This window comes from Flavobacterium sp. LC2016-01 (assembly GCF_009711135.1).
Lineage (GTDB): Bacteria > Bacteroidota > Bacteroidia > Flavobacteriales > Flavobacteriaceae > Flavobacterium.
Window position 1 is genome coordinate 225,783 of sequence record NZ_WMIC01000007.1, and the last position, 20,923, is coordinate 246,705.

A 20,923-nucleotide genomic window follows, 5' to 3' on the forward strand; every position below is an offset into this window, starting at 1 on the left:
CTTGATTTTAAAAGGCATTTGGCGTAAAAATATTTTTTATTTTTCCTTGAAGATTGTTGTAGAGACGTACAACGCACAGAATGGGGATGTTTTCTTTGCCACAGATTAAAGGATTTCAAAAGATTAATCTATTAAATCCTTTAATCTGTGGCATTAATTATAATTTATGAGAGAAATCGTAGGGGCGCACAGCAGTGCGTCTACGTCCAGCATATCGACAAACGTTACGTAAAAATTTATTGAAAATCGTAAACTTTCTGAGGCGTCACGCAATAATCCAATTTTATATCCGATTCAAAAACATCATCAATCTGATTTTCGGCTTCAAAAAAAGAAAGTCCAATCTTTATGGTTTCTGGACGGCATTCAGATAAGAATTTATCGTAAAATCCTTTTCCATAACCAACACGGTTTCCGTGAATATCAAATGCTAAAAGCGGTACAAAAACAACATCAATATTTGAACTCTGAACTTGAAGTCCGTTTACAGGTTCCGGAATATTGTATTCGTTTTTTTTGATTTTGGTATTATCCGTCAGCAAAAAATGAGTCATAACTCTTGTTTCAAAATCACTTTTTGAAATCACGATTTCTTTATCTTTTCCAGAAAGCAAATGCAGTACAAACTCTGTATCGACTTCTTTATGTTCAACTATCGGAAGAAAAACATGAAAATACGTTTTATCCCAAATTGGCAGCTGAATTAAATTATTGGCAACAGCCAGACTTTTCTCTTCAATATCTTCTGCCGAAAGTGCTTTTCTCAGGCTTTTATAATGCAGTCTCAGTTCTTTTTTATTCGTCGACATTTAAAGGGGAATTTTTAGATAAATGATAAATTGCATCACCTTCATAAACAATTGGCGAATGATTCGCATTAATTACAAATCCGTCGTAAGGCGCTTTTACTTTTTGCTCAAATTTGCCAAAGGGATCAGTGATAATTGCCAAGATAGTTCCTTTGGTCACAAATTTTCCAACAAAATTAAAATCATGCAGCAAGCCAGAACATTTAGCTCTGAGCCAAAAAGAATATTTAATGTAAATAGAAGGAATTGGCGCCACTTCAACAAGTTGTTTTGAGTCAAGCATTCCAAGATAATTCAACACTCTTTTTACACCAAGAACACCTTCATTCGCAATATCATTATTGATATCCAAAGATTTTCCGCCTTCAAAAAGAAGCATTTTTACTTTTGCTTTTTCAGCTGTGTTTCTAAACGAACCGCCAATATTTTTTGAATACAAAGTAAAAGGCGCATTAAAAACATCGGCCAAAACTTTCAATTCGGGATTATTTTCTGTTATTCTAATTTGCGGTGCGTTGAATCGGCTTGCACCGCCGGCATGAAAATCTACTGCATAATCCAAAATCGGCAAAATTTCTTCTACAATATGATAGGCGAATCGGCTTGCCAGAGAACCTTTTTTGCTTCCCGGAAAAACTCGGTTTAAATCACGGCCGTCAGGAAACTCGCGCGACTTATTTACAAAACCATACATATTAATAATTGGAATACAAATAATAGTACCACGTGCTGGTTTATTTATTTTTTTGCTGATAAGCTGCCGAACAATTTCAACACCATTTATTTCATCGCCATGAATTCCTGCCGAAAATAAAACAACAGGACCTTCAATCTTTGAACGGCGTACAATTACCGGAATATTCAATTTTGTAGTGGTATGCAATCTTGCGATTTCGACATTAATTGTTCTGCTTTCTCCAGGCAAAATTGTCTCATCGAAGATAACCAAAGGCTTACTATTTTTCATGTAGAATTATAAAAGCTAAATATAGAAATTATTCTTTTGATTTTGTAAATTTGAAACTAAATCGATGCAGCAGTTTTTTCGAGAAATCGGAATGCTTTTTGGAAATGCTCATCTACTCTCTTCAGAAACAAAAAAGAATGCAAAAATCGTCCTTAGACCTTCAAATTCTAACCTTGCCAGATAATCCTGGTGTGTATCAGTATTATGATAAAGACGGGAAGATTTTATATGTTGGAAAAGCCAAAAACTTAAAAAAAAGAGTTTCCTCCTACTTCAATAAAATTCATGATACGGCTAAAACGAATGTTTTGGTCAAGAAAATTGTCACCATAAAACACATCGTTGTTCCTACTGAAACTGATGCACTTTTATTAGAAAACAATTTAATCAAAACGTTGCAGCCTCGCTACAATGTACTGCTTCGTGATGACAAAAGTTATCCGTGGATTTGTATTAAAAAAGAACCTTTTTCGAGAATATTTTCAACGCGAAGAATGGTCAAAGACGGTTCTGAATATTTTGGACCATACACCAGTTTCAAAACGGTTCATACAATTTTGGAATTAATTAAGGAATTGTATCCGCTCCGAACCTGTAATTTTGATTTAAGTAAATCTAATATTGATTCAGGAAAATTTAAAGTTTGCCTGGAATATCATATCGGCAATTGCAAAGGTCCTTGCGAAGGTTTGGAACCGTTGGAAGAATATCAAAGACAAGTCGATGCAATCCGCGAAATTCTGAAAGGGAATTTTAAGGAAAGTATGAAAGATTTCAAGCGGTTGATGATAAAATATGCCGAAGATTTACAATTTGAAGAAGCCCAAAAAATCAAAGAAAAAATAGAAGTTCTTGAAAATTATCAATCGCGTTCAACGATTGTAAATCCGAAGATTACCAATATTGATGTTTTTTCGATTGTATCTGACGAAACTGCCGCTTATGTCAACTTTTTACAGATCTCTCACGGTTCTATTATTCGTTCACATACTTTGGAAATGAAGAAAAAACTGGACGAAACGGATGAAGAATTACTAGAATTGGCCATTGTGGAACTTCGTGAACGTTTTCAATTATTATCAAAAGAAATTATTGTTCCGTTTGAAATTGATTTGGGCGAAAACATCAAAACAACTGTTCCTCAGCTTGGCGATAAAAAACAGATTCTGGATTTGTCGATTCGAAATGCAAAATTCTACCGAATCGAACAATTGAAACAATTACAGATTGTAGATCCAGATCGTCATGTTAACAGAATTATGGCGCAAATGCAAAAAGATTTGCGACTGCCTGTTGAACCTCGACATATTGAATGTTTTGATAACTCAAATATTCAGGGAACAAATCCGGTTGCCGCTTGTGTAGTTTTTAAAGATGGAAAAGCAAGCAAAAAAGATTACCGCCATTTTAATGTAAAAACTGTTGAAGGCCCAGACGATTTTGCTTCGATGACCGAAATTGTATACCGCCGTTACAAAAGATTATTAGACGAAAATGAACCGTTGCCGCAATTAATTATTATTGACGGTGGAAAAGGACAATTATCTGCTGCATTAAAAAGTATTGACGAATTAGGGCTTCGTGGAAAAATTGCCATTATTGGAATTGCAAAACGTCTAGAAGAGCTTTTTTATCCAGGTGATTCGATTCCACTATATCTTGACAAAAAATCGGAAACTTTAAAAGTCATTCAGCAATTGCGTAATGAAGCACACCGATTTGGAATCACATTTCATCGTGACAAACGAAGCAAAGCAGCACTCAATTCATCGGTCGAAAGTATTCCAGGCATTGGCGAAAAAACAATGCTTGCTTTAATTCAGCATTTTAAAAGTGTTAAAAGATTAAAATTAGCATCGGAAAAAGAAATATCTGACGTTATAGGAGTATCAAAAGCCAAAAAAATTGTCGACTTTTACAAAACAAACCCATAAATCTTTATGCGCCCAAACGAGCTTTTCATTACACAATGTCAGTCAAAAGGATTTTTCTCAAATTCCATTTGGGGCGCAGCAGTCGTACTTTTCATAATTTTATTTTTTCCCGGAAAATCATTTTCGCAGGAACAGAAACAAGACACCGTAAAGAGACCAAAAATTGGTTTGGTTTTAAGCGGTGGCGGAGCAAAAGGATTCGCTCATATTGGAGTTTTGAAAGTTTTAGAAGAAGCTGGAATCAAAATCGATTATATTGGCGGCACCAGTATGGGAGCCGTAATTGGCGGACTTTATGCATCTGGTTATAATGCATCGCAAATTGATTCTATTTTCAAAAAAACAAATTTTGACGAATTAATAAACGATTATATTCCTCGATCCTCTAAAAATTTCTATGGCAAAAGAAATGATGAATTGTATGCCATTACTTTACCTTTCAGTAATTTCAAAATTGGAATTCCGGAAGCGCTTTCAAAAGGAATGTACAATTACAATCTTTTGAGCAGTTTGACCAGAAACGTGCGTCATGTTCGTGATTTCAATCAGCTTCCAACTCCGTTTTTATGTATTGGAACAAACATTGAAACCGGTGAAGAAGTTTTACTCAACAAAGGCAATCTCGTTCAGGCGATGATGGGAAGTGCCGCTTTTCCGTCGTTATTTACTCCTGTTGAAATTGATGGCAATTTGATTGTTGACGGCGGCGTTGTAAACAATTATCCGATAAAAGAAGTTCGAAATCTTGGCGCTGATATTATTATTGGAGTTGACGTTCAGGATGATTTGATGAATCGTAAAAAGTTGAAAAACGCTACAAGAATATTAGTTCAGATCACTAATCTTCAGTCGATTGAAAAAATGAAAAGCAAAATAAAAGACACCGATATCTACATCAAACCAGATATTCGTGATTTTGGCGTAATTTCATTTGACAAAGGCGAAGAAATAGTCAGAAAAGGCGAAGAAGCTACTTTTGCTGTTTACGAAAAAATCAAATCATTAGTAACCGAAGAAACTTTTTATAAAAAACCGAAACTAAAACTAAGCTCTGATACTTTAGAAATACAAAAAATAAATGTCGACCAATTAGACAATTACACAAAAGAATACATCAACGGTAAACTTCGCTTCAAACCAGAAAGCACGATTACCTATCATGATTTAAAAACCGGAATCAACAATTTAAATGCCACTGAAAACTTCAGCACGATTTCATATTGTCTGCAGCCAAATGGCGAAAATGATAATTTAGATCTTGTTTTAAAAGAAAATCCAACACAGACTTATCTAAAACTAGGACTTCACTATGACGGATTATATAAAAGTGCCATTTTATTAAACCTGACTCATAAAAAAACATTTCTAAAAAATGATGTTACTTCATTCGACATTATTTTAGGAGATAATTTTAGATATGATTTGAACTATTATGTAGAAAACGGATTTAATATCAGTTTCGGATTTCGTTCAAGACTGAATCAATTTAATAGAAATGTTACTAAAAGTATTACCCAACTTCAAGATTCAAACCCAAATGTCAACCTTATTAATGTTGACTTTCTTGACCTAAGCAATCAAGCTTATTTTCAGACTATTTTTGTTCAAAAATTTTTAATGGGCGGCGGTTTGGAATACAAATATTTAAAAATCGATTCGCCTACACTTTCAAACAGTGTAAACACAATTGATAGAAGTAATTATTTCAGCGTTTTTGGATACTTAAAATATGATTCTTTTGATAAAAAAACCTTTCCACGTTCAGGATTATATTTCTCAAGCGACGTTCAAACTTATTTAGCCTCTTCCGATTATAATAATAATTTTAAGCCTTTCTCAATGGCGAAGGCCGAAATTGGATTTGCCAAAACATTATTCAGAAGGGCCACTGTTAAAGTTGGTGCAGATGCTGGATTTAACATTGGCAGTGACAGCGTTCCTTATTTCGATTATATTCTGGGAGGTTATGGTTATAACAAAATCAACAATTTCAATTATTTCTACGGTTATGATTTCCTGAGTATCTCTGGTAATAGCTATATAAAAACAGATATTACGCTTGACTATGAAATCATCAAAAAAAATCACCTCAATTTTTCTGCAAATTTTGCCAATCTGGGTGATGACATTTTCACCAAAGTTGACTGGATTTCGATGCCAAAATATTCAGGTTATGCCTTTGGTTACGGATTAGAAACGATTATTGGCCCAATCGAAATCAAACAATCTTGGTCGCCAGAAATGTCGAAAAGCTTTACATGGTTCAGTATTGGCTTCTTGTTTTAGAGTTTTATACGAGAATAGTGCAATAAAATCACGCTATTTTTTTGCTATCAAAAAATTATATCAAAAAAATTAAAATATTTTATAGTTATAAATAATATAATTTTTAATTTTACTCGGAAAAAATTACGACATTTGTTATAATGAAAACAAAATGGACAGGTTTATTAGAGTATCTTCAATTCCTCATCAAGAGAAATCCTGAATGAAGCTATCGAATTGAGATAATTAGTCAATACTAAGATTGAGCTGATTATCTGTTCACACAATTCAAAATTTTCGAATTATCTAATTAATTTAAAAATTATCTAATTGAAAAGCCATGCCATTATATCATAAACTTGGAGATTTTCCTCAAAAAAGACACACCCAATTCGAAAAGCCAAACGGAGGTTTTTACTACGAACAATTGTTTGGTACCGAAGGTTTCCACGGACATTCGTCATTATCTTATCATGTTCACAGACCAACACAGGTAAAAGAAATTTTAAACTCTTATTCGGTTGAACCAAAAATTGCAATCGGAAAAAACATAAAATCACTGCTTTTTAAAGGTTTTGAATTAAAACCTGAAAATGATTTCCTAGACAGCCGAAAAGCAATGTTGGTCAATAAAGACTGTATCATTGGTTTAGCTGCTCCAAAAGAATCGCTTCGAAATTATTTCTACAAAAATGCCGATGCCGATGAAATGCTTTTCATCCATAAAGGAAAAGGAAAATTAAGAACCATGTTAGGAAATATTCCGTTTGAATATGGTGATTATTTGATTATTCCTCGAGGTATTATTTATCAAATCGAATTTGAAACGACAGAAAACCGATTATTTTATGTAGAATCGTATTCTCCATTTTATACTCCAAAACGATATAAAAACCAATCAGGTCAGCATTTAGAACATTCTCCATTTTGTGAGCGTGATTTTATTTTGCCAAACGAATTGGAAACACACGACGAAAAAGGTGATTTTTTAATTAAAATCAAAAAGGAAGGTATGCTTCATGAAGTGGTTTATGCTACACATCCTTTTGATGTTGTGGGCTGGGACGGATATAATTTCCCATACGGATTTTCAATTCACAATTTTGAACCTATAACGGGGCGCGTTCACCAACCGCCACCGGTGCATCAAACTTTTGAAACAGCAACTTTTGTTGTTTGTTCTTTCTGCCCAAGACTTTACGATTATCATCCGAAAGCAATTCCGGCACCATACAATCACAGCAATATAGATTCTGACGAAGTACTATATTATGTTGATGGTGATTTTATGAGCCGTAATAATATTGAGCAGGGACATATCACTTTACATCCAAAAGGAATTCCGCACGGTCCAGCGCCAGGCGCGATGGAACGCAGTATTGGTCATAAAGAAACTCAGGAATTAGCTGTTATGGTTGATACTTTCAGACCATTAATGGTTACTGAAGAAGCAATGGGATTGGATGATGGACAATATTATAAATCTTGGACGGAATAGTTTTAATGTGCCAATTTGATAATTAGTCAATTAGATAATGCGAAATTAGAAAATAAAATAATTATTTGTAACTTTAAACCTACAAAATAAATTATCTAATTATCTAATTATCAAATTAAAACAAATGACTTTTAACGAAAAGTATAAAGACAACGCTCTTTTAATTAAAACTTTCCATTTCGCATTAAACATCATTGACTATACAACCGAACTTCAGGATCAAAAGAAATTCGTAATTGCAAATCAGTTATTAAAAAGCGGAACATCAATTGGAGCTAATTCAAAAGAATCACAAAACGCAGAAAGCAAAGCAGATTTCATTCATAAATTAAAAATAGCAATTAAGGAAGCAGACGAAACAGAATATTGGTTGTTTTTATGCGACGCTCACAAGGCCTATCCCGATTGCAAAGATTTACTAAATGAATTATCAGAAATTTTAAAAATTTTAAATAAAATAATATCAACATCAAAAATGAAATAATGAGATAATTTGTCAATGTGTCAATTAGATAATTTTTATCGGAACGCACATTATCTAATTTTCTAATTAACTCATTTTCTAATTAAAAACATCATGTCAAAAGAAGTTAAATCAGTAGAATACGGATTAGAAAAAATCTTCGAAGGAGCACAGGATTTCCTTCCATTACTAGGAACAGATTATGTAGAATTCTATGTAGGGAATGCAAAACAATCGGCACATTATTATAAAACTGCTTTCGGATATCAGTCATTAGCTTATGCCGGATTAGAAACTGGGGTAAGAGACAAAGCGTCGTATGTTTTAAAACAAGATAAAATCAGAATTGTTTTAACTACGCCATTAACACAGGATTCTCCTATTCACGCACATCTTCAAAAACATGGTGACGGCGTAAAAGTGGCTGCACTTTGGGTGGAAGACGCAACAAAATCTTACGAAGAAACTATGAAACGCGGTGCTCGTTCTTTTATGGAACCAACTGTTGAAGAAGATGAATTTGGTCAAGTAATCCGTTCAGGAATTTATACTTATGGAGAAACCGTTCATATTTTTGTCGAAAGAAAAAACTACAACGGCGTTTTCTTGCCAGGTTATAAAGAATGGAAATCAGATTACAATCCAGAACCAACCGGATTAAAATATATTGATCACATGGTTGGAAATGTAGGCTGGAACGAAATGAATACTTGGGTAAAATTTTACGAAGATGTAATGGGATTCGTGAACTTTTTATCTTTTGATGACAAACAAATCACTACAGAATATTCTGCATTGATGAGTAAAGTAATGTCAAACGGAAACGGAAGAATCAAATTCCCAATCAACGAACCAGCTGAAGGAAAGAAAAAATCTCAAATTGAAGAATATTTAGATTTTTATGGCGGACCTGGAATTCAGCATATTGCAATTGCTACAGATGATATTATTAAGACAGTATCACAATTAAGAGCACGCGGTGTTGATTTTTTATCAGCTCCTCCACATACCTACTACCAAGCAATCCCAGAAAGATTGGGTGTTCACATGGATATGATGAAAGAAGATTTAAACGAAATTGAAAAATTAGCCATCATGGTCGATGCCGATGAAGATGGTTACCTTTTACAAATATTTACTAAGCCAGTTCAGGACAGACCTACCCTTTTCTTCGAAATTATTCAAAGAATGGGTGCAAAAGGATTCGGTGCAGGGAACTTTAAAGCCCTTTTTGAGTCTATTGAGAGAGAGCAGGAATTGAGAGGTACATTATAAAATCGCAATATTTTTACATTATGTAGAGAAATTCTCTGTAAAATGATGGTTTTTATGCAAATGTTATGTTAAACTTGCCTTTTGCTATTTCTTTTTTGAACTTTCTATATATCTTTGCACTCGCAAAACAAAAGGGGTGGTTTCCTTTTGGATTGATATAAATTTCATAATTTATAGTTTTTTGGTTAGTTAATAGCATAAAAACTCAGTCATTACTTGACTGAGTTTTTTTGTTTTGGTACATTTGGAATAGAATTTGCAATTATCCTCATAAATATTTGTAAAACAGTACTATGAAAAAATTCATCCTCACTATATTCATCCTCACAGCCTTTAGTTTTGATACACAAAAAGAAGACGCTTTCGATACGGGAGAGTTTTTTAAATTCAGAATTCACTACGGAATTATAAACGCCGGATATGCCACACTTGAAATCAAAGATGCAACAATAAACAATAAAAAAGTATTTCATGCGGTGGGTAAAGGTTACACAACTGGCATGTCTAAATTTTTCTTTAAAGTTGAAGATTTATACGAAAGCTATTTTGATAGAGAAACCGGAAGTCCATATCGTTATGTTAGAAAAATTGATGAAGGCGGTTATACCAAAAATCAGGAAGGCTTTTTTAATCAGGCAGAAAACAGAGTTTTGGTAAAAGATTACAAACGAAAATCTGAAAAAACCATTATAACTACTGATAATGTACAAGATATTGTTTCTTCATTTTACTACTTAAGAAACCATCCGAATATTGATAAATTAAAATCAGGAGAAGCCATTACAATTGACATGTTTTTTGATGACGAAATCACAAAATTTAAGTTAAAATATGTAGGCCGTCAAGATATTACAACTAAATTTGGCACCGTTTCTACGATGGTTTTTAGACCATTAGTACAGAAAGGAAGAGTTTTCAAAGAAGAAGAAAGCTTAACACTCTGGATTACAGACGACGACAACAAAGTTCCTATTAGAATTAAAGCAGATCTTGCCGTGGGATCACTTAAAGCAGATCTTGATGAATATAAAGGATTAAAAAATCCATTTAAAGCAAAAAAATAATGAACCTTACTGATCATTCAGAATCAATTTTAAAAGAAATTGATCAAAAATTCCAAGCTATAAATCAAAAAACTGATGTTCAGTTAGAAGGATTGCTTTGGTCAAAACCCATTACATATTGGGATTATATCCAAACCGATGCCCTTTTAAATTTACAAATACAGCGTACTACACTTCCTGACGAAATGGTTTTTATCATGTACCATCAGGTGAATGAATTGATTTTCAAAATGATTTTGTGGGAAATTGATCAAATCGCTGAAACACAAAATATTCAAGTTGATTTTTTCAGCGAAAGACTTTCAAGAATTACCCGTTATTTTGACATGTTGACCAATTCGTTCAGTATTATGGAAAACGGAATGGAAATAGATCAATATATGAAATTCAGAAATACTTTGACTCCGGCAAGCGGATTTCAAAGCGCTCAATATCGTATGATCGAATTTGCATCGACAGATGTTATTAATTTAACAGACAGAAGATACAAAGCAAACTTTGACGAAAACACAGATTTAGAAACCAGTTTTGAACATCTTTATTGGCAAGCAGCCGGAAAAGATTATCAAACTGGAGAAAAATCATACTTATTAAACGAATTTGAGAAAAAATACAAAGACCAGTTTTTAAGACAAATGTCATCGTTTAAAACGAAAAATATTTGGCAAAAATTCACCCAGCTTCCTATTGAAGATCAACAAAATACAGCGCTAATTGATGCAATGCGTCATTACGATAAAACTGTAAATATCACTTGGGTAATGCAGCATCTTAATACGGCAAGAAAATATATTTTGGAAAGCGGAAAAGGCAATGGTGAAGCGACCGGAGGAAGTGACTGGCAAAAATATATGCATCCAAAATACCAAAGACGCATCTTTTTTCCTAAATTGTGGACCGAAGAAGAATTGTCCAATTGGGGAAATGAATAAACCACTATAGTTTCCCAAAAAAAGTATAAGTTTGAAAAAAGCAGTTGTAATTATAATCCTTTTGTTCTCAGTGTTTTCATGCAATAAAGCAGATGAAAAAGTTGAAACCAAAATCACTAAGCCTAAAACTAAAAAAGTAGAGTTTGGTTTTAATTACGCAGACTTTAATGTTGTAAACGACACCATTTCAAAAGGAGATTCGTTCGGATCTATCTTTCAAAGTCAAAATATTGGTGATAAAAAAGTACACGATATTGTAGAACAAGTAAAAGATTCTTTTAACGTTAGATCCATTCGATACAACAAACCTTTTACTTTGCTTCGTGCAAAAAACAAAACTAATAACCTTCAAGTTTTTATTTATCAGCCAGATGCGCTGACATATTATGTTATTGATTTAAGAGACAGTATTGCAAAAGCGTATAAAAAAATAAAACCGGTTACTTTAAAAAGAAAAATTATCGGTGGTGTTTTAAAAAGCTCTTTATCTGAAACTTTAGGAAACGAAAGCGTAGAAACAGCACTTGCCAGCAGAATTACAAAAGTCTTTTCATGGTCGATTGACTTCTTCAAACTTAAAAAAGGTGATCGTTACGGATTAATTTTCACGGAAAGATTCATTAACGGAAAAACCTATGACGGCGTTGAAGAACTTGAAGCCGCTTTTTTTGAGTACAAAGGAAAAATCGTTTATGCATTTCCTTTTGAAAAAGATACACTTTCAGGAAAAATCGAATATTATGACGATCAAGGAAGAACACTTAAAAATTTCTTTCTAAAAACGCCAATCAAATTCAGCCGAATCACTTCTCGATTTACGATGAACAGATTTCATCCGGTTCAGCATACCTGGAAAGCACATAAAGGAACAGATTATGCAGCACCAACGGGAACTCCAATTTCGACTACCGCTTCTGGAGTTGTTGAAGCAACTGGATATACCGCAGGAAACGGAAACTTTGTAAAAGTAAAACACAACGGAACCTACTCTACTCAATATTTACATATGTCAAAAATCTTGGTTCGCCGCGGACAGCGCGTTACTCAAGGCCAGACGATTGGTTTAGTTGGAAGTACAGGTTTAGCTTCTGGCCCACACGTTTGTTACCGTTTCTGGAAAAATGGCGTTCAAGTAGATGCACTTCGTCTCAACTTGCCAACCGGAGAATCTTTAACCGGAAATGACAAAACTCGTTTTGCGAAACAAATCGAACCTTTGAAAAGAGAATTAGACAGCATTGGTAATCTTTAATTTTTTATTGAAAACTCAAAGAAAATAACAAAACATGAAAAATGCTCGACTTAAAGCAATTTATAGTGAAACTTTTTCTGGTTTAAAACTATTTTACAGAGACACCAATTTACCGGATGATTTAATTTCGAATTACAAAGTCGGGCAGATCATTCAAGAAAAAGGATTTACTGATATGACTTCTCTTGGCGGTGGTCTTTCAGGAAATCTCAGATATTTAATTGCAAGTTCTCATCCCAAAGATTTATCTAAATTCAATCCTGATTCTGCAAAAATCGGTCATTTTCTTTTAGACACTATTACTTACTTTAAAGTTTTGGATATTTATAAAATTGGAGATAAAACCCAAGTTTTTCTATTAAATATTCCCGACAATTCGTTGACACTTTTTAAAAATTCATCTTCAAATCTGGAAGAAGAAATTATTGAAAAGGCGAGAAAAAAATTCAATGATAAAATCAATATTGCTTTAATTCCCGAATTACAAACCGAAGATTGGAAAGAAAGAACCAAATCTCCTTTGGGAATGAATGAAAACGGAGAAATGTTTTTTGATGATTCTAAAATTAAAATTGAACCTTCAAAAAGAATTGAAATTGATACCGAAAAGAAAACGATCGAAGTAAATAAAAAACCTTGGTGGAAGATTTGGTAACAAATTAAACTTTTAAGAATAGAATAAAACATTAAAACCAACCCCAAATAATGACTGAAAATTTTATCGCTTTTAAGAATTTCCCAACTCGAATCCAAGCCAAAGAAGTTGAAATATTACTAAATAACAACAATATCAAAACCGTTTTAGCAGATAATATTGCACCTGTTGATATTACTTTTTCAGGAAGTACTTTACAAAATCAATATGAGATAAAGATTGATCCCGCTGATTTTGCTAAAGCTCAAGAAATTTTAGAAAAAGACACCGAAAACCTTCTAAATCAAGTTGACAAAGATTATTATCTTTTAAGTTTTTCGAATGAAGAATTATATGATGTTCTTTTAAAATCGGATGAATGGAATGTTTTTGATTATAAATTGGCACAAAAACTTTTAACCGAGCGCGGTAAAAATATCGATCCTGATATGCTGGCTTCTTTAAAAAAAGAACGCCTGAAAATTTTAGCAAAACCAGAAGAGAATCAAAAACCTTGGATAATGGCCGGATATTTATTTTCACTTTTGGGCGGCGGAATCGGAATTGTTATTGGTTATTCGCTTTGGACTTCTAAAAAAACCTTACCAAACGGCGAGCGTGTTTATTCCTATAATGATGCCGACCGAAATCATGGGAAAACCATTTTTATTCTCGGCACAATAATTTTCCCATTGGCACTTTTAATCAGAATTCTTAGTGTCGACTAATTTAAAAAACTGACTATTTTCAAATCACATTCATAAAACGTTTTCGTAACTAATTGTTATATAATCGTGAACCGCTACCCTTTTAAAAGTTATTTCAGTATTTTTGTGTTTCTGAAAAAAACAAACCACATAATAAAATACAAATGGCTTTAAACACAACAAACCCAACTGGGACTGAGGCGTGGAAAAATCTGCAAAACCACTATAATGCAATTCACGAAACTACGATACAAGAATTATTTCAGCAGGATAATGCCCGCGCTGCAAAATTCAACTTACAATGGAATGACTTTTTAGTTGACTATTCTAAAAACAATATCAGTCAGGAAACAATTTCTCTTTTGTTAGAATTGGCAAATTCAATTGGATTAAAAAATGCAATTGCTGCTTATTTTGGAGGAGAATTAATCAATAAAACAGAAAACCGCGCGGTTTTACACACGGCTTTACGTGCACCGGAATCGGCAGTAATTAAAGTTGATGGAGAAAATGTAATTCCGGAAGTTTATGAAGTAAAAAATAAAATCAAAAACTTTACAGAAGAAGTAATTTCTGGACAAAGAAAAGGATATACAGGAAAAGCATTTACAGATGTTGTAAATATTGGAATTGGAGGTTCAGATCTTGGTCCGGTTATGGCAGTTGAAGCTTTACAATTTTACAAAAATCACTTAAACTTACATTTCGTTTCAAATGTTGACGGCGATCACGTAAATGAAGTAATCAAAAAATTAAACCCTGAAACCACTTTATTTGTAATTGTTTCTAAGACTTTTACAACTCAAGAAACACTTTCGAATTCAGAAACTATTAAAGAATGGTTTTTAAAATCAGCAACTCAAGACGATATTGCAAAACACTTTGCTGCCGTTTCTACAAATATTCAAAAAGTAACGGAATTCGGAATTAATCCAGACAACGTTTTTCCAATGTGGGACTGGGTTGGAGGAAGATTTTCTCTTTGGAGCGCGGTTGGTTTAAGCATCGCTTTGGCAATTGGTTTTGAGAATTACAACCAATTATTAGTTGGTGCAAATGAAATGGACGAGCATTTCAAATCAACCGAATTTGACGAAAACATTCCGGTAATTTTAGCTTTATTAAGCGTTTGGTACAATAATTTTTATGGCGCCGAAAGCGAAGCTTTAATTCCGTACACACAATATTTATCAAAGCTGGCTCCGTACTTACAGCAGGCAACTATGGAAAGTAACGGAAAAAGTGTTGGCCGTGACGGAAAACCTGTAAACTATCAGACCGGAACTATTATTTGGGGAGAGCCAGGAACAAACTCTCAGCATGCTTTTTTCCAATTAATTCACCAAGGAACAAAAAGAATTCCAACAGATTTTATTGGATTCATAAAACCGCTTTACGGAAATGAAGATCATCATGACAAATTAATGTCAAACTTTTTTGCACAAACAGAAGCTTTAATGAACGGAAAAACTCCAGCGCAGGTTCAAGCCGAATTTGACAAACAAGGACTTTCTGCTGAAAAAGCTTCTTATTTATTGCCTTTCAAAGTATTTACCGGAAACAAACCGACGAACACAATTTTGATTGAAAAATTAACGCCAAAAAGCTTAGGTTCGTTAATTGCATTATACGAACACAAAATTTTTGTTCAAGGAATTATCTGGAATATTTTTAGTTTTGACCAATGGGGTGTTGAATTAGGAAAACAATTGGCAAATTCAATTTTAGACGAAATAAACTCTAAAACTGTTAAGACTCATGACAGCTCAACGACGTTTTTACTAAATCACTTTTTGAAAAACAAATAAATCCTAATTTTATAAAAAGCTGAAGCGCCTTAATTTAATAAAAATTAAGGCGTTTTTTCGTATAAATTACCTCTGAAAAAGCAATAAAACATGTCTATTTGCAGGTTTACGGCTACACGACTGTTCAAATCATTATCATTTTAACAAAAAACAATACTTTAAATTTAAAAAACTGTTATTTAATTTAATGAAAAAATAAAAAATCATTTTAATGCGCAGCATAAACCGTAAAACTAATTTTTCTTAACATTTTGATAACATTATCTGATTTTAATGTTATAATTTTGCCAAAAACAATAAACTAAATAACAAATGAAGAAAATGAAAAATTGGTTACTTACTGGACTATTTTTTATGATAGTTTCAACCGTATTTTCTCAAGGAAAAGTTACTGGTACGATTACCGACGGAACGGGTGGTACATTACCAGGAGCAAACGTAGCGATCAAAGGATCATCTACAGCTACTTCAACAGATTTTGATGGTAAATTTACTATCAGTTCAACAACAGGTTCGGGAGAGATTGTTATCTCTTTCATAGGTTATGACAACAAAACTGTAAAATTTACAGTATCAAATGGCTCAACTACAAACTTAGGTGAGATTGTTTTAACGTCTAACTCAAACGAGTTAAGCGAAATTGTAGTAAAAAGCAGTGTAATTGACGTTGCTAAAGACAGAAAAACTCCGGTTGCTGTTTCTACAATTAAAGCAGCTGAAATTCAAGAAAAACTTGGATCTCAAGAGTTTCCAGAGATCTTAAAAAGCACGCCATCTGTTTATGCTTCAAAAGCTGGAGGTGGATATGGAGATTCTAGAATTGCTATTCGTGGATTCGACCAAAAAAATATTGCTGTAATGGTTAATGGGGTACCAATCAACGACATGGAAAACAGTGCTGTTTTCTGGAGTAACTGGGCAGGTATCTCTGACGTAACTTCTGCAATGCAAGTACAAAGAGGTTTAGGAGCTTCAAAATTGGCTATCTCTTCAGTTGGAGGAACAATCAACATTGTTACAAAATCTTCTGATGTTAAAGAAGGCGGAAATATTTCTTCTAGTTTTGGTAACAACAACTACATAAAAGCACAAGCTTCTTACAGTACAGGTTTAATGAAAAACGGACTTTCTGCTTCTGTTTTATTTAGCAGAACTGCAGGAGACGGATATGTTGATGGTACTAAATTTGAAGGATACAACTATTTCATGGCTTTTGGATACAAAATCAATGACAAACATAGTTTAGAATTTACATTTACAGGAGCGCCACAATGGCACGATCAAAGATCAACTTCTCCTCTTTTAAGTGATTTCTTAAAATTCGGAAGCGATGGTTCAAAACCAAACATCAAATACAACTCTGATTGGGGTATGAGAAATGGTGAAGAGTACAACTTAAAAACAAACTACTACCACAAACCTGTAATGTCTCTTAACTGGGATTATAACATCAACGAAACTACAAAATTATCTACTGTAGTTTACGCTTCATGGGGTCGTGGAGGAGGAACTACTTCTACTGGAGGTATCAAAGGAAACAACCCTTACTCTACAAACAATTCACTAAGAAATGCTGACGGAACAATCAATTTTGATTTGATTCAAAACTGGAACTCTGGACAGCCAACTACATTAGGAACAAGAACGCAAACTAATGGTCAATACCAAAATAGTTCTGCTTCAGGAAGTGCTACAGTTACAAACACTGGTATTACGCAAATTGCTTCAGTTAACTCACATAACTGGTACGGAACTGTTCTTAACTTAGATAAAAAGCTTACTGATAACTTAACTTGGGATATTGGAGTTGAAGGAAGAATGTACAAAGGTATTCACTTTCAAAACTTAATTGACTTATTTGGAGCTACAAACTATAGAGATGCTACAAACGTAAATGCTAATCCAAATCCAGCTTACTTCAGCACAACATATGCGCCAAGACCAAGCGGAAACCCATTTGTTAGCACTGATTACCAAGAAAGAATCAACTACTGGAATGATAGTGAAGTGAACTACTATGGTGCATTTACACAATTAGAATATTCTAAAGATAACTTCACTGCGTTTTTACAAGGAGCAGTTTCTCAACAAGGATACAAAAGAATTGACCACTTTAAATATTTAACTACTGACCCGCTTTCTGAAACAGCTTTCAAAAACATCGTTGGTGGAGACGTTAAAGCTGGTGCAAACTACAACATTAATGAGCACCATAATGTATATTTAAATACTGGTTTTTATTCAAAACAACCATTTTTCAATGCTGTTTATCCTAATAATGCTTCTGTTATTAACGATAACCTTACTAATGAAAAAGTTAAAGCTGTTGAAGTTGGATACGGTTTCCGTTCAGCAATCTTCAATGCTACTTTCAATGGGTACTACACACAATGGAATGACAGATTTACAATAGGAACTGATCCTGATGCTGCCAACAACATTGGAGGATACTATACTTTCTCAGGTGTAAACGAAACACATACTGGAGTTGAGTTAGAAGTTAACGCTAGATTACTAGATAAATTGAAACTTAACGGTATGATCTCTATCGGTAACTGGAAATATGATGGAAACGCAACAAGTAACCGTTTTGACGCATCTAACAACCCATTCCCTGGTGGAGTTGCTCAAACTTTATACTTAGATGGAGTAAAAGTTGGAAACAATGCTCAAACTACAATGGCAATTGGTGCTGCTTATGAAATCTTAAATGGTTTAAATGTTGATGCTAACCTTAACTATGCTGAGAAATTATACGGAAACATCTCTCCAGTAAACTTCTTAAGCGCTACTAATAAAGGAGCATTAGAATTACCTGGTTTTGCAACTACTGATGCTGGTGTTTCTTATAAATTCAGATTTGGAAAAGATAAAGGAAATGCTTTAAACTTCAGATTTAACGTAAACAACCTTTTCGACAAAATCTACATAAACGAATCATTCACAAACATCTTTGCAAGTGATAATAAACCAGGAGTAACTCCTGCAAAAACTTACCAAGAACTTGGAGAAACATACCAAGGACTTGCAACTGCAAATAAAGTTTACTTTGGTTATGGTAGAACATGGAACTTTACATTACGTTACGAATTCTAATATTTAGAATCTAAATAAATATTAAAAACGGCATTGACTTTTAGTTTAATGCCGTTTTTTTTATGGCCTTTTTTTCTATATTTGTTTAAAACAAAAAACACAATTTATGGATCATTTTTTAAAAGAACTTCACTCCGGTTGGGCTTACTTAGCATTATTGCTTCTTTTAGTTGCGGTTGTAAATGCATTAATAGGCCTGAACTCTAAAAAAGAGTTTACAGCCAAAGACCGCAAAATTTCGTTATTTGCCTTAATTGGAACGCATACTCAATTATTGATCGGTTTAATTCTTTATTTTGTATCTCCTTTAGGAAAAGCTGCTTTCGGGCAAATGTCTAATACTGAGCTGCGACTTACTTCACTTGAACACCCTCTTATCAATATTATTGCCATCATTTTAATTACTATTGGATGGTCTAAACACAAAAAACTAATAAACAGCGAAGCAAAATTTAAGACATTTGCTATCTTTTATGGTTTAGGATTATTACTAATTCTAAGCAGAATACCTTGGAACCTTTGGTTCTAAACAAAAAAAAGTCCTAGATTTGTAGGACTTTTTTTATAATGGCATATTATTTGTACAAACTCCCCAAGTCTGAAAAAAATAACCCATGAGAAACAAGAAAAACTTTATACTCACAACACTTACAGTAGCTTTTATAAGTTGCTTTACCTACGTTATAAGCCAAACCAAACCGGTTATTGAACCAAAAACTCAAGATACGCTTACAGCAAGACCAAGTATAATCGCTTTACCAACAGACTCCGTCTTTACTGATAAAGGATTACGATTAAAAACCTACAAAAAAAACGCTCATGCCTCCTACTATGCAGATCGTTTTAATGGAAAAAAAACAGCTGATGGCAGCCGTTTTAACAACAGCAAATATACCGCTGCACACAAAAAACTTCCTTTTGGAACACGCGTTAAAGTAACGAATGAAGCAAATGGAAAATTTGTAATTGTAAAGATTACAGATCGTGGTCCATTTGTAAAAACTCGTGAAATAGATCTTTCAAAACGCGCTTTTATGGAAATCACAAAAAGTAAAGGTGCCGGTGCTATGAAAGTAACCATCGAGACTATTATAGAATAAAAAAAAATCCTGCTTAAAGCAGGATTTTTTTTTAAACAAACTTTCGTATGCTCATTATAATTCCGGTATGAATCCCTTCATGGTAATTATTAAATTCTAAAGCTCCCTCAACATTCTTCAAAACATACCCCATACTAGTGGTATATTCAGTATAATTTTGAAAAATACCAGCAGCGAAATCTTGCTGCACTTGCTCTAAAGTTGTTGAAAGCAACTTTCTGATTTCATCAACTTCATCTTGCGAAACAAATCCTTCGGGTTTAGTTCCTTTTCTATATTTATTAATAAATTCCTCCGAAACCTTCGATGTCAAACCTGATAGTTTATAGATTAAAACTTGTTGTGATGATACACAATGCGCAATATTCCAAATCAAGTTATTGCTAAATCCTTCCGGAATTTTGTTTAATTGTTCTAATGAATGATTGTCTAAAATCTTCAATAGAATTTCTCTAATGGTTTTTTGAACTTCAAAAACAGATTTCATAATTATATTTTTTTTCTAAAATTAGGCAATTTTAAAATTTAAATGGATTTTCTTTGTATGTCTAACAAAATTCAGAAAAAATGAACAAAATATACTATTTAGCGTCTTGCGACACTTGCAGAAAAATCATTAAAAGTTTGCCTGAAAACAATTTAGTTTTTCAAGACATTAGACAAGATCCAATTACAGAAGCTCAACTTGAAGAGATGTATCAACTTTCTGGAAGCTATGAAGCCTTATTCAGCAAGAAAGCACAATTGTACAAATCAATGGATTTAAAAAACAAAGCACTGACTGAGGCTGATTTTAAAAAATACATTTTAGAACATTATACTTTTTTAAGCCGTCCGGTTTTTATTATTGATGAGAAAATTTACATTGGCAACAGCCAAAAAAATGTAGCAGAGGTGATAAAAGTTTTGAGTTAAATTACAAGATTTGTTTAATACGACTGCTCGCGTGAGGGATAGAAGCTGGCTACCGAAGTAGCGCGGATAGCCCGACCGTATTTGCGAAAGGCGCACAATAAGCGGCTGGTTAAATAGCGCCTTTTGTAAATACGGTCACGCCCAAATTGTCTTTTACAACCACTTAACTTCTTTCAAAATTGGGAAATTCGTCGATAAAAATCA

Annotated in this window: 18 protein-coding genes; 15 read left to right on the forward strand and 3 right to left on the reverse strand. The window is 33.4% G+C overall.

Going from position 1 to position 20,923, the window contains the following annotated elements; translation table 11 throughout:
- Positions 1-236: 236 nt before the first annotated feature.
- Positions 237-809 carry a 5-formyltetrahydrofolate cyclo-ligase gene (locus GKZ88_RS15920; protein ID WP_155103342.1) on the reverse strand — a complete coding sequence of 191 codons (573 nt, stop codon included), beginning with the start codon at positions 807-809 and terminating at the stop codon, positions 237-239.
- Positions 796-1,776, reverse strand: coding sequence for a succinylglutamate desuccinylase/aspartoacylase family protein (locus GKZ88_RS15925; RefSeq protein WP_155103343.1), 981 nt, complete (start codon positions 1,774-1,776; stop codon positions 796-798). Before GKZ88_RS15925 ends, GKZ88_RS15920 begins: the two co-directional genes overlap by 14 nt.
- Before the next feature lie 137 nt (positions 1,777-1,913).
- Between GKZ88_RS15925 and uvrC the strand changes: the two genes are divergently transcribed.
- The 14 genes from uvrC (at position 1,914) to GKZ88_RS15995 (ending at position 19,804) form a co-directional block, all read left to right on the forward strand.
- Positions 1,914-3,710: an excinuclease ABC subunit UvrC gene (gene uvrC, locus GKZ88_RS15930; protein ID WP_155103344.1), complete on the forward strand. Its 1,797-nt coding sequence runs from the start codon at positions 1,914-1,916 to the stop codon at positions 3,708-3,710.
- Positions 3,711-3,716: 6 nt separating this feature from the next.
- Positions 3,717-5,996, forward strand: coding sequence for a patatin-like phospholipase family protein (locus tag GKZ88_RS15935; RefSeq protein WP_155103345.1), 2,280 nt, complete (start codon positions 3,717-3,719; stop codon positions 5,994-5,996).
- Between the two features lie 319 nt (positions 5,997-6,315).
- Entirely contained in the window at positions 6,316-7,473 is a 1,158-nt protein-coding gene (locus GKZ88_RS15940) for a homogentisate 1,2-dioxygenase (RefSeq protein WP_155103346.1), read from the forward strand.
- 124 nt (positions 7,474-7,597) lie between these two features.
- Positions 7,598-7,957 (forward strand): four helix bundle protein, encoded by a 360-nt coding sequence (locus GKZ88_RS15945; protein WP_155103347.1) that lies wholly within the window; start codon positions 7,598-7,600, stop codon positions 7,955-7,957.
- Between the two features lie 93 nt (positions 7,958-8,050).
- Positions 8,051-9,211 (forward strand): 4-hydroxyphenylpyruvate dioxygenase, encoded by a 1,161-nt coding sequence (gene hppD / locus GKZ88_RS15950; protein WP_155103348.1) that lies wholly within the window; start codon positions 8,051-8,053, stop codon positions 9,209-9,211.
- Positions 9,212-9,504: 293 nt separating this feature from the next.
- Entirely contained in the window at positions 9,505-10,275 is a 771-nt protein-coding gene (locus GKZ88_RS15955) for a DUF3108 domain-containing protein (RefSeq protein WP_155103349.1), read from the forward strand.
- The gene (locus GKZ88_RS15960; protein WP_155103350.1) at positions 10,275-11,207 is read left to right on the forward strand and encodes a tryptophan 2,3-dioxygenase family protein; all 933 of its coding nucleotides are present in this window, start codon (positions 10,275-10,277) and stop codon (positions 11,205-11,207) included. Before GKZ88_RS15955 ends, GKZ88_RS15960 begins: the two co-directional genes overlap by 1 nt.
- A gap of 31 nt (positions 11,208-11,238) precedes the next feature.
- Positions 11,239-12,459 (forward strand): peptidoglycan DD-metalloendopeptidase family protein, encoded by a 1,221-nt coding sequence (locus tag GKZ88_RS15965; protein WP_155103351.1) that lies wholly within the window; start codon positions 11,239-11,241, stop codon positions 12,457-12,459.
- A gap of 34 nt (positions 12,460-12,493) precedes the next feature.
- A complete protein-coding gene (locus GKZ88_RS15970) occupies positions 12,494-13,114 on the forward strand; it encodes a hypothetical protein (RefSeq protein WP_155103352.1) in 621 nt (206 codons plus the stop codon).
- Positions 13,115-13,164: 50 nt separating this feature from the next.
- Positions 13,165-13,821 carry a hypothetical protein gene (locus tag GKZ88_RS15975; protein ID WP_155103353.1) on the forward strand — a complete coding sequence of 219 codons (657 nt, stop codon included), beginning with the start codon at positions 13,165-13,167 and terminating at the stop codon, positions 13,819-13,821.
- A gap of 143 nt (positions 13,822-13,964) precedes the next feature.
- Positions 13,965-15,608, forward strand: a complete 1,644-nt coding sequence (gene pgi / locus GKZ88_RS15980) for a glucose-6-phosphate isomerase (protein ID WP_155103354.1) — start codon at positions 13,965-13,967, stop codon at positions 15,606-15,608.
- A 321-nt stretch (positions 15,609-15,929) separates the two neighbouring features.
- Positions 15,930-18,704 (forward strand): TonB-dependent receptor, encoded by a 2,775-nt coding sequence (locus tag GKZ88_RS15985; protein ID WP_347343886.1) that lies wholly within the window; start codon positions 15,930-15,932, stop codon positions 18,702-18,704.
- Positions 18,705-18,810: 106 nt separating this feature from the next.
- The gene (locus GKZ88_RS15990) at positions 18,811-19,233 is read left to right on the forward strand and encodes a hypothetical protein (protein WP_155103356.1); all 423 of its coding nucleotides are present in this window, start codon (positions 18,811-18,813) and stop codon (positions 19,231-19,233) included.
- Between the two features lie 85 nt (positions 19,234-19,318).
- Positions 19,319-19,804, forward strand: a complete 486-nt coding sequence (locus tag GKZ88_RS15995; protein WP_155103357.1) for a septal ring lytic transglycosylase RlpA family protein — start codon at positions 19,319-19,321, stop codon at positions 19,802-19,804.
- A 31-nt stretch (positions 19,805-19,835) separates the two neighbouring features.
- Here GKZ88_RS15995 and GKZ88_RS16000 read toward each other — a convergent pair whose 3' ends face one another.
- Positions 19,836-20,291 (reverse strand): DinB family protein, encoded by a 456-nt coding sequence (locus GKZ88_RS16000; RefSeq protein WP_155103358.1) that lies wholly within the window; start codon positions 20,289-20,291, stop codon positions 19,836-19,838.
- An 80-nt stretch (positions 20,292-20,371) separates the two neighbouring features.
- On the opposite strand from GKZ88_RS16000, the gene GKZ88_RS16005 reads away from it, so the two are divergent.
- On the forward strand, positions 20,372-20,719 hold the full coding sequence (locus tag GKZ88_RS16005) for an ArsC/Spx/MgsR family protein (RefSeq protein ID WP_155103359.1): 348 nt from the start codon (positions 20,372-20,374) through the stop codon (positions 20,717-20,719).
- Positions 20,720-20,923: the final 204 nt, after the last annotated feature.

Coding starts and splice junctions, on each gene's coding strand:
- GKZ88_RS15920 (WP_155103342.1), bottom strand. CDS start 809: ATGTCGACGAATAAAAAAGAACTGAGACTGCATTATAAAAGCCTGAGA.
- GKZ88_RS15925 (WP_155103343.1), bottom strand. CDS start 1,776: ATGAAAAATAGTAAGCCTTTGGTTATCTTCGATGAGACAATTTTGCCT.
- uvrC (WP_155103344.1), top strand. CDS start 1,914: ATGCAAAAATCGTCCTTAGACCTTCAAATTCTAACCTTGCCAGATAAT.
- GKZ88_RS15935 (WP_155103345.1), top strand. CDS start 3,717: ATGCGCCCAAACGAGCTTTTCATTACACAATGTCAGTCAAAAGGATTT.
- GKZ88_RS15940 (WP_155103346.1), top strand. CDS start 6,316: ATGCCATTATATCATAAACTTGGAGATTTTCCTCAAAAAAGACACACC.
- GKZ88_RS15945 (WP_155103347.1), top strand. CDS start 7,598: ATGACTTTTAACGAAAAGTATAAAGACAACGCTCTTTTAATTAAAACT.
- hppD (WP_155103348.1), top strand. CDS start 8,051: ATGTCAAAAGAAGTTAAATCAGTAGAATACGGATTAGAAAAAATCTTC.
- GKZ88_RS15955 (WP_155103349.1), top strand. CDS start 9,505: ATGAAAAAATTCATCCTCACTATATTCATCCTCACAGCCTTTAGTTTT.
- GKZ88_RS15960 (WP_155103350.1), top strand. CDS start 10,275: ATGAACCTTACTGATCATTCAGAATCAATTTTAAAAGAAATTGATCAA.
- GKZ88_RS15970 (WP_155103352.1), top strand. CDS start 12,494: ATGAAAAATGCTCGACTTAAAGCAATTTATAGTGAAACTTTTTCTGGT.
- GKZ88_RS15975 (WP_155103353.1), top strand. CDS start 13,165: ATGACTGAAAATTTTATCGCTTTTAAGAATTTCCCAACTCGAATCCAA.
- pgi (WP_155103354.1), top strand. CDS start 13,965: ATGGCTTTAAACACAACAAACCCAACTGGGACTGAGGCGTGGAAAAAT.
- GKZ88_RS15985 (WP_347343886.1), top strand. CDS start 15,930: ATGAAAAATTGGTTACTTACTGGACTATTTTTTATGATAGTTTCAACC.
- GKZ88_RS15990 (WP_155103356.1), top strand. CDS start 18,811: ATGGATCATTTTTTAAAAGAACTTCACTCCGGTTGGGCTTACTTAGCA.
- GKZ88_RS15995 (WP_155103357.1), top strand. CDS start 19,319: ATGAGAAACAAGAAAAACTTTATACTCACAACACTTACAGTAGCTTTT.
- GKZ88_RS16000 (WP_155103358.1), bottom strand. CDS start 20,291: ATGAAATCTGTTTTTGAAGTTCAAAAAACCATTAGAGAAATTCTATTG.
- GKZ88_RS16005 (WP_155103359.1), top strand. CDS start 20,372: ATGAACAAAATATACTATTTAGCGTCTTGCGACACTTGCAGAAAAATC.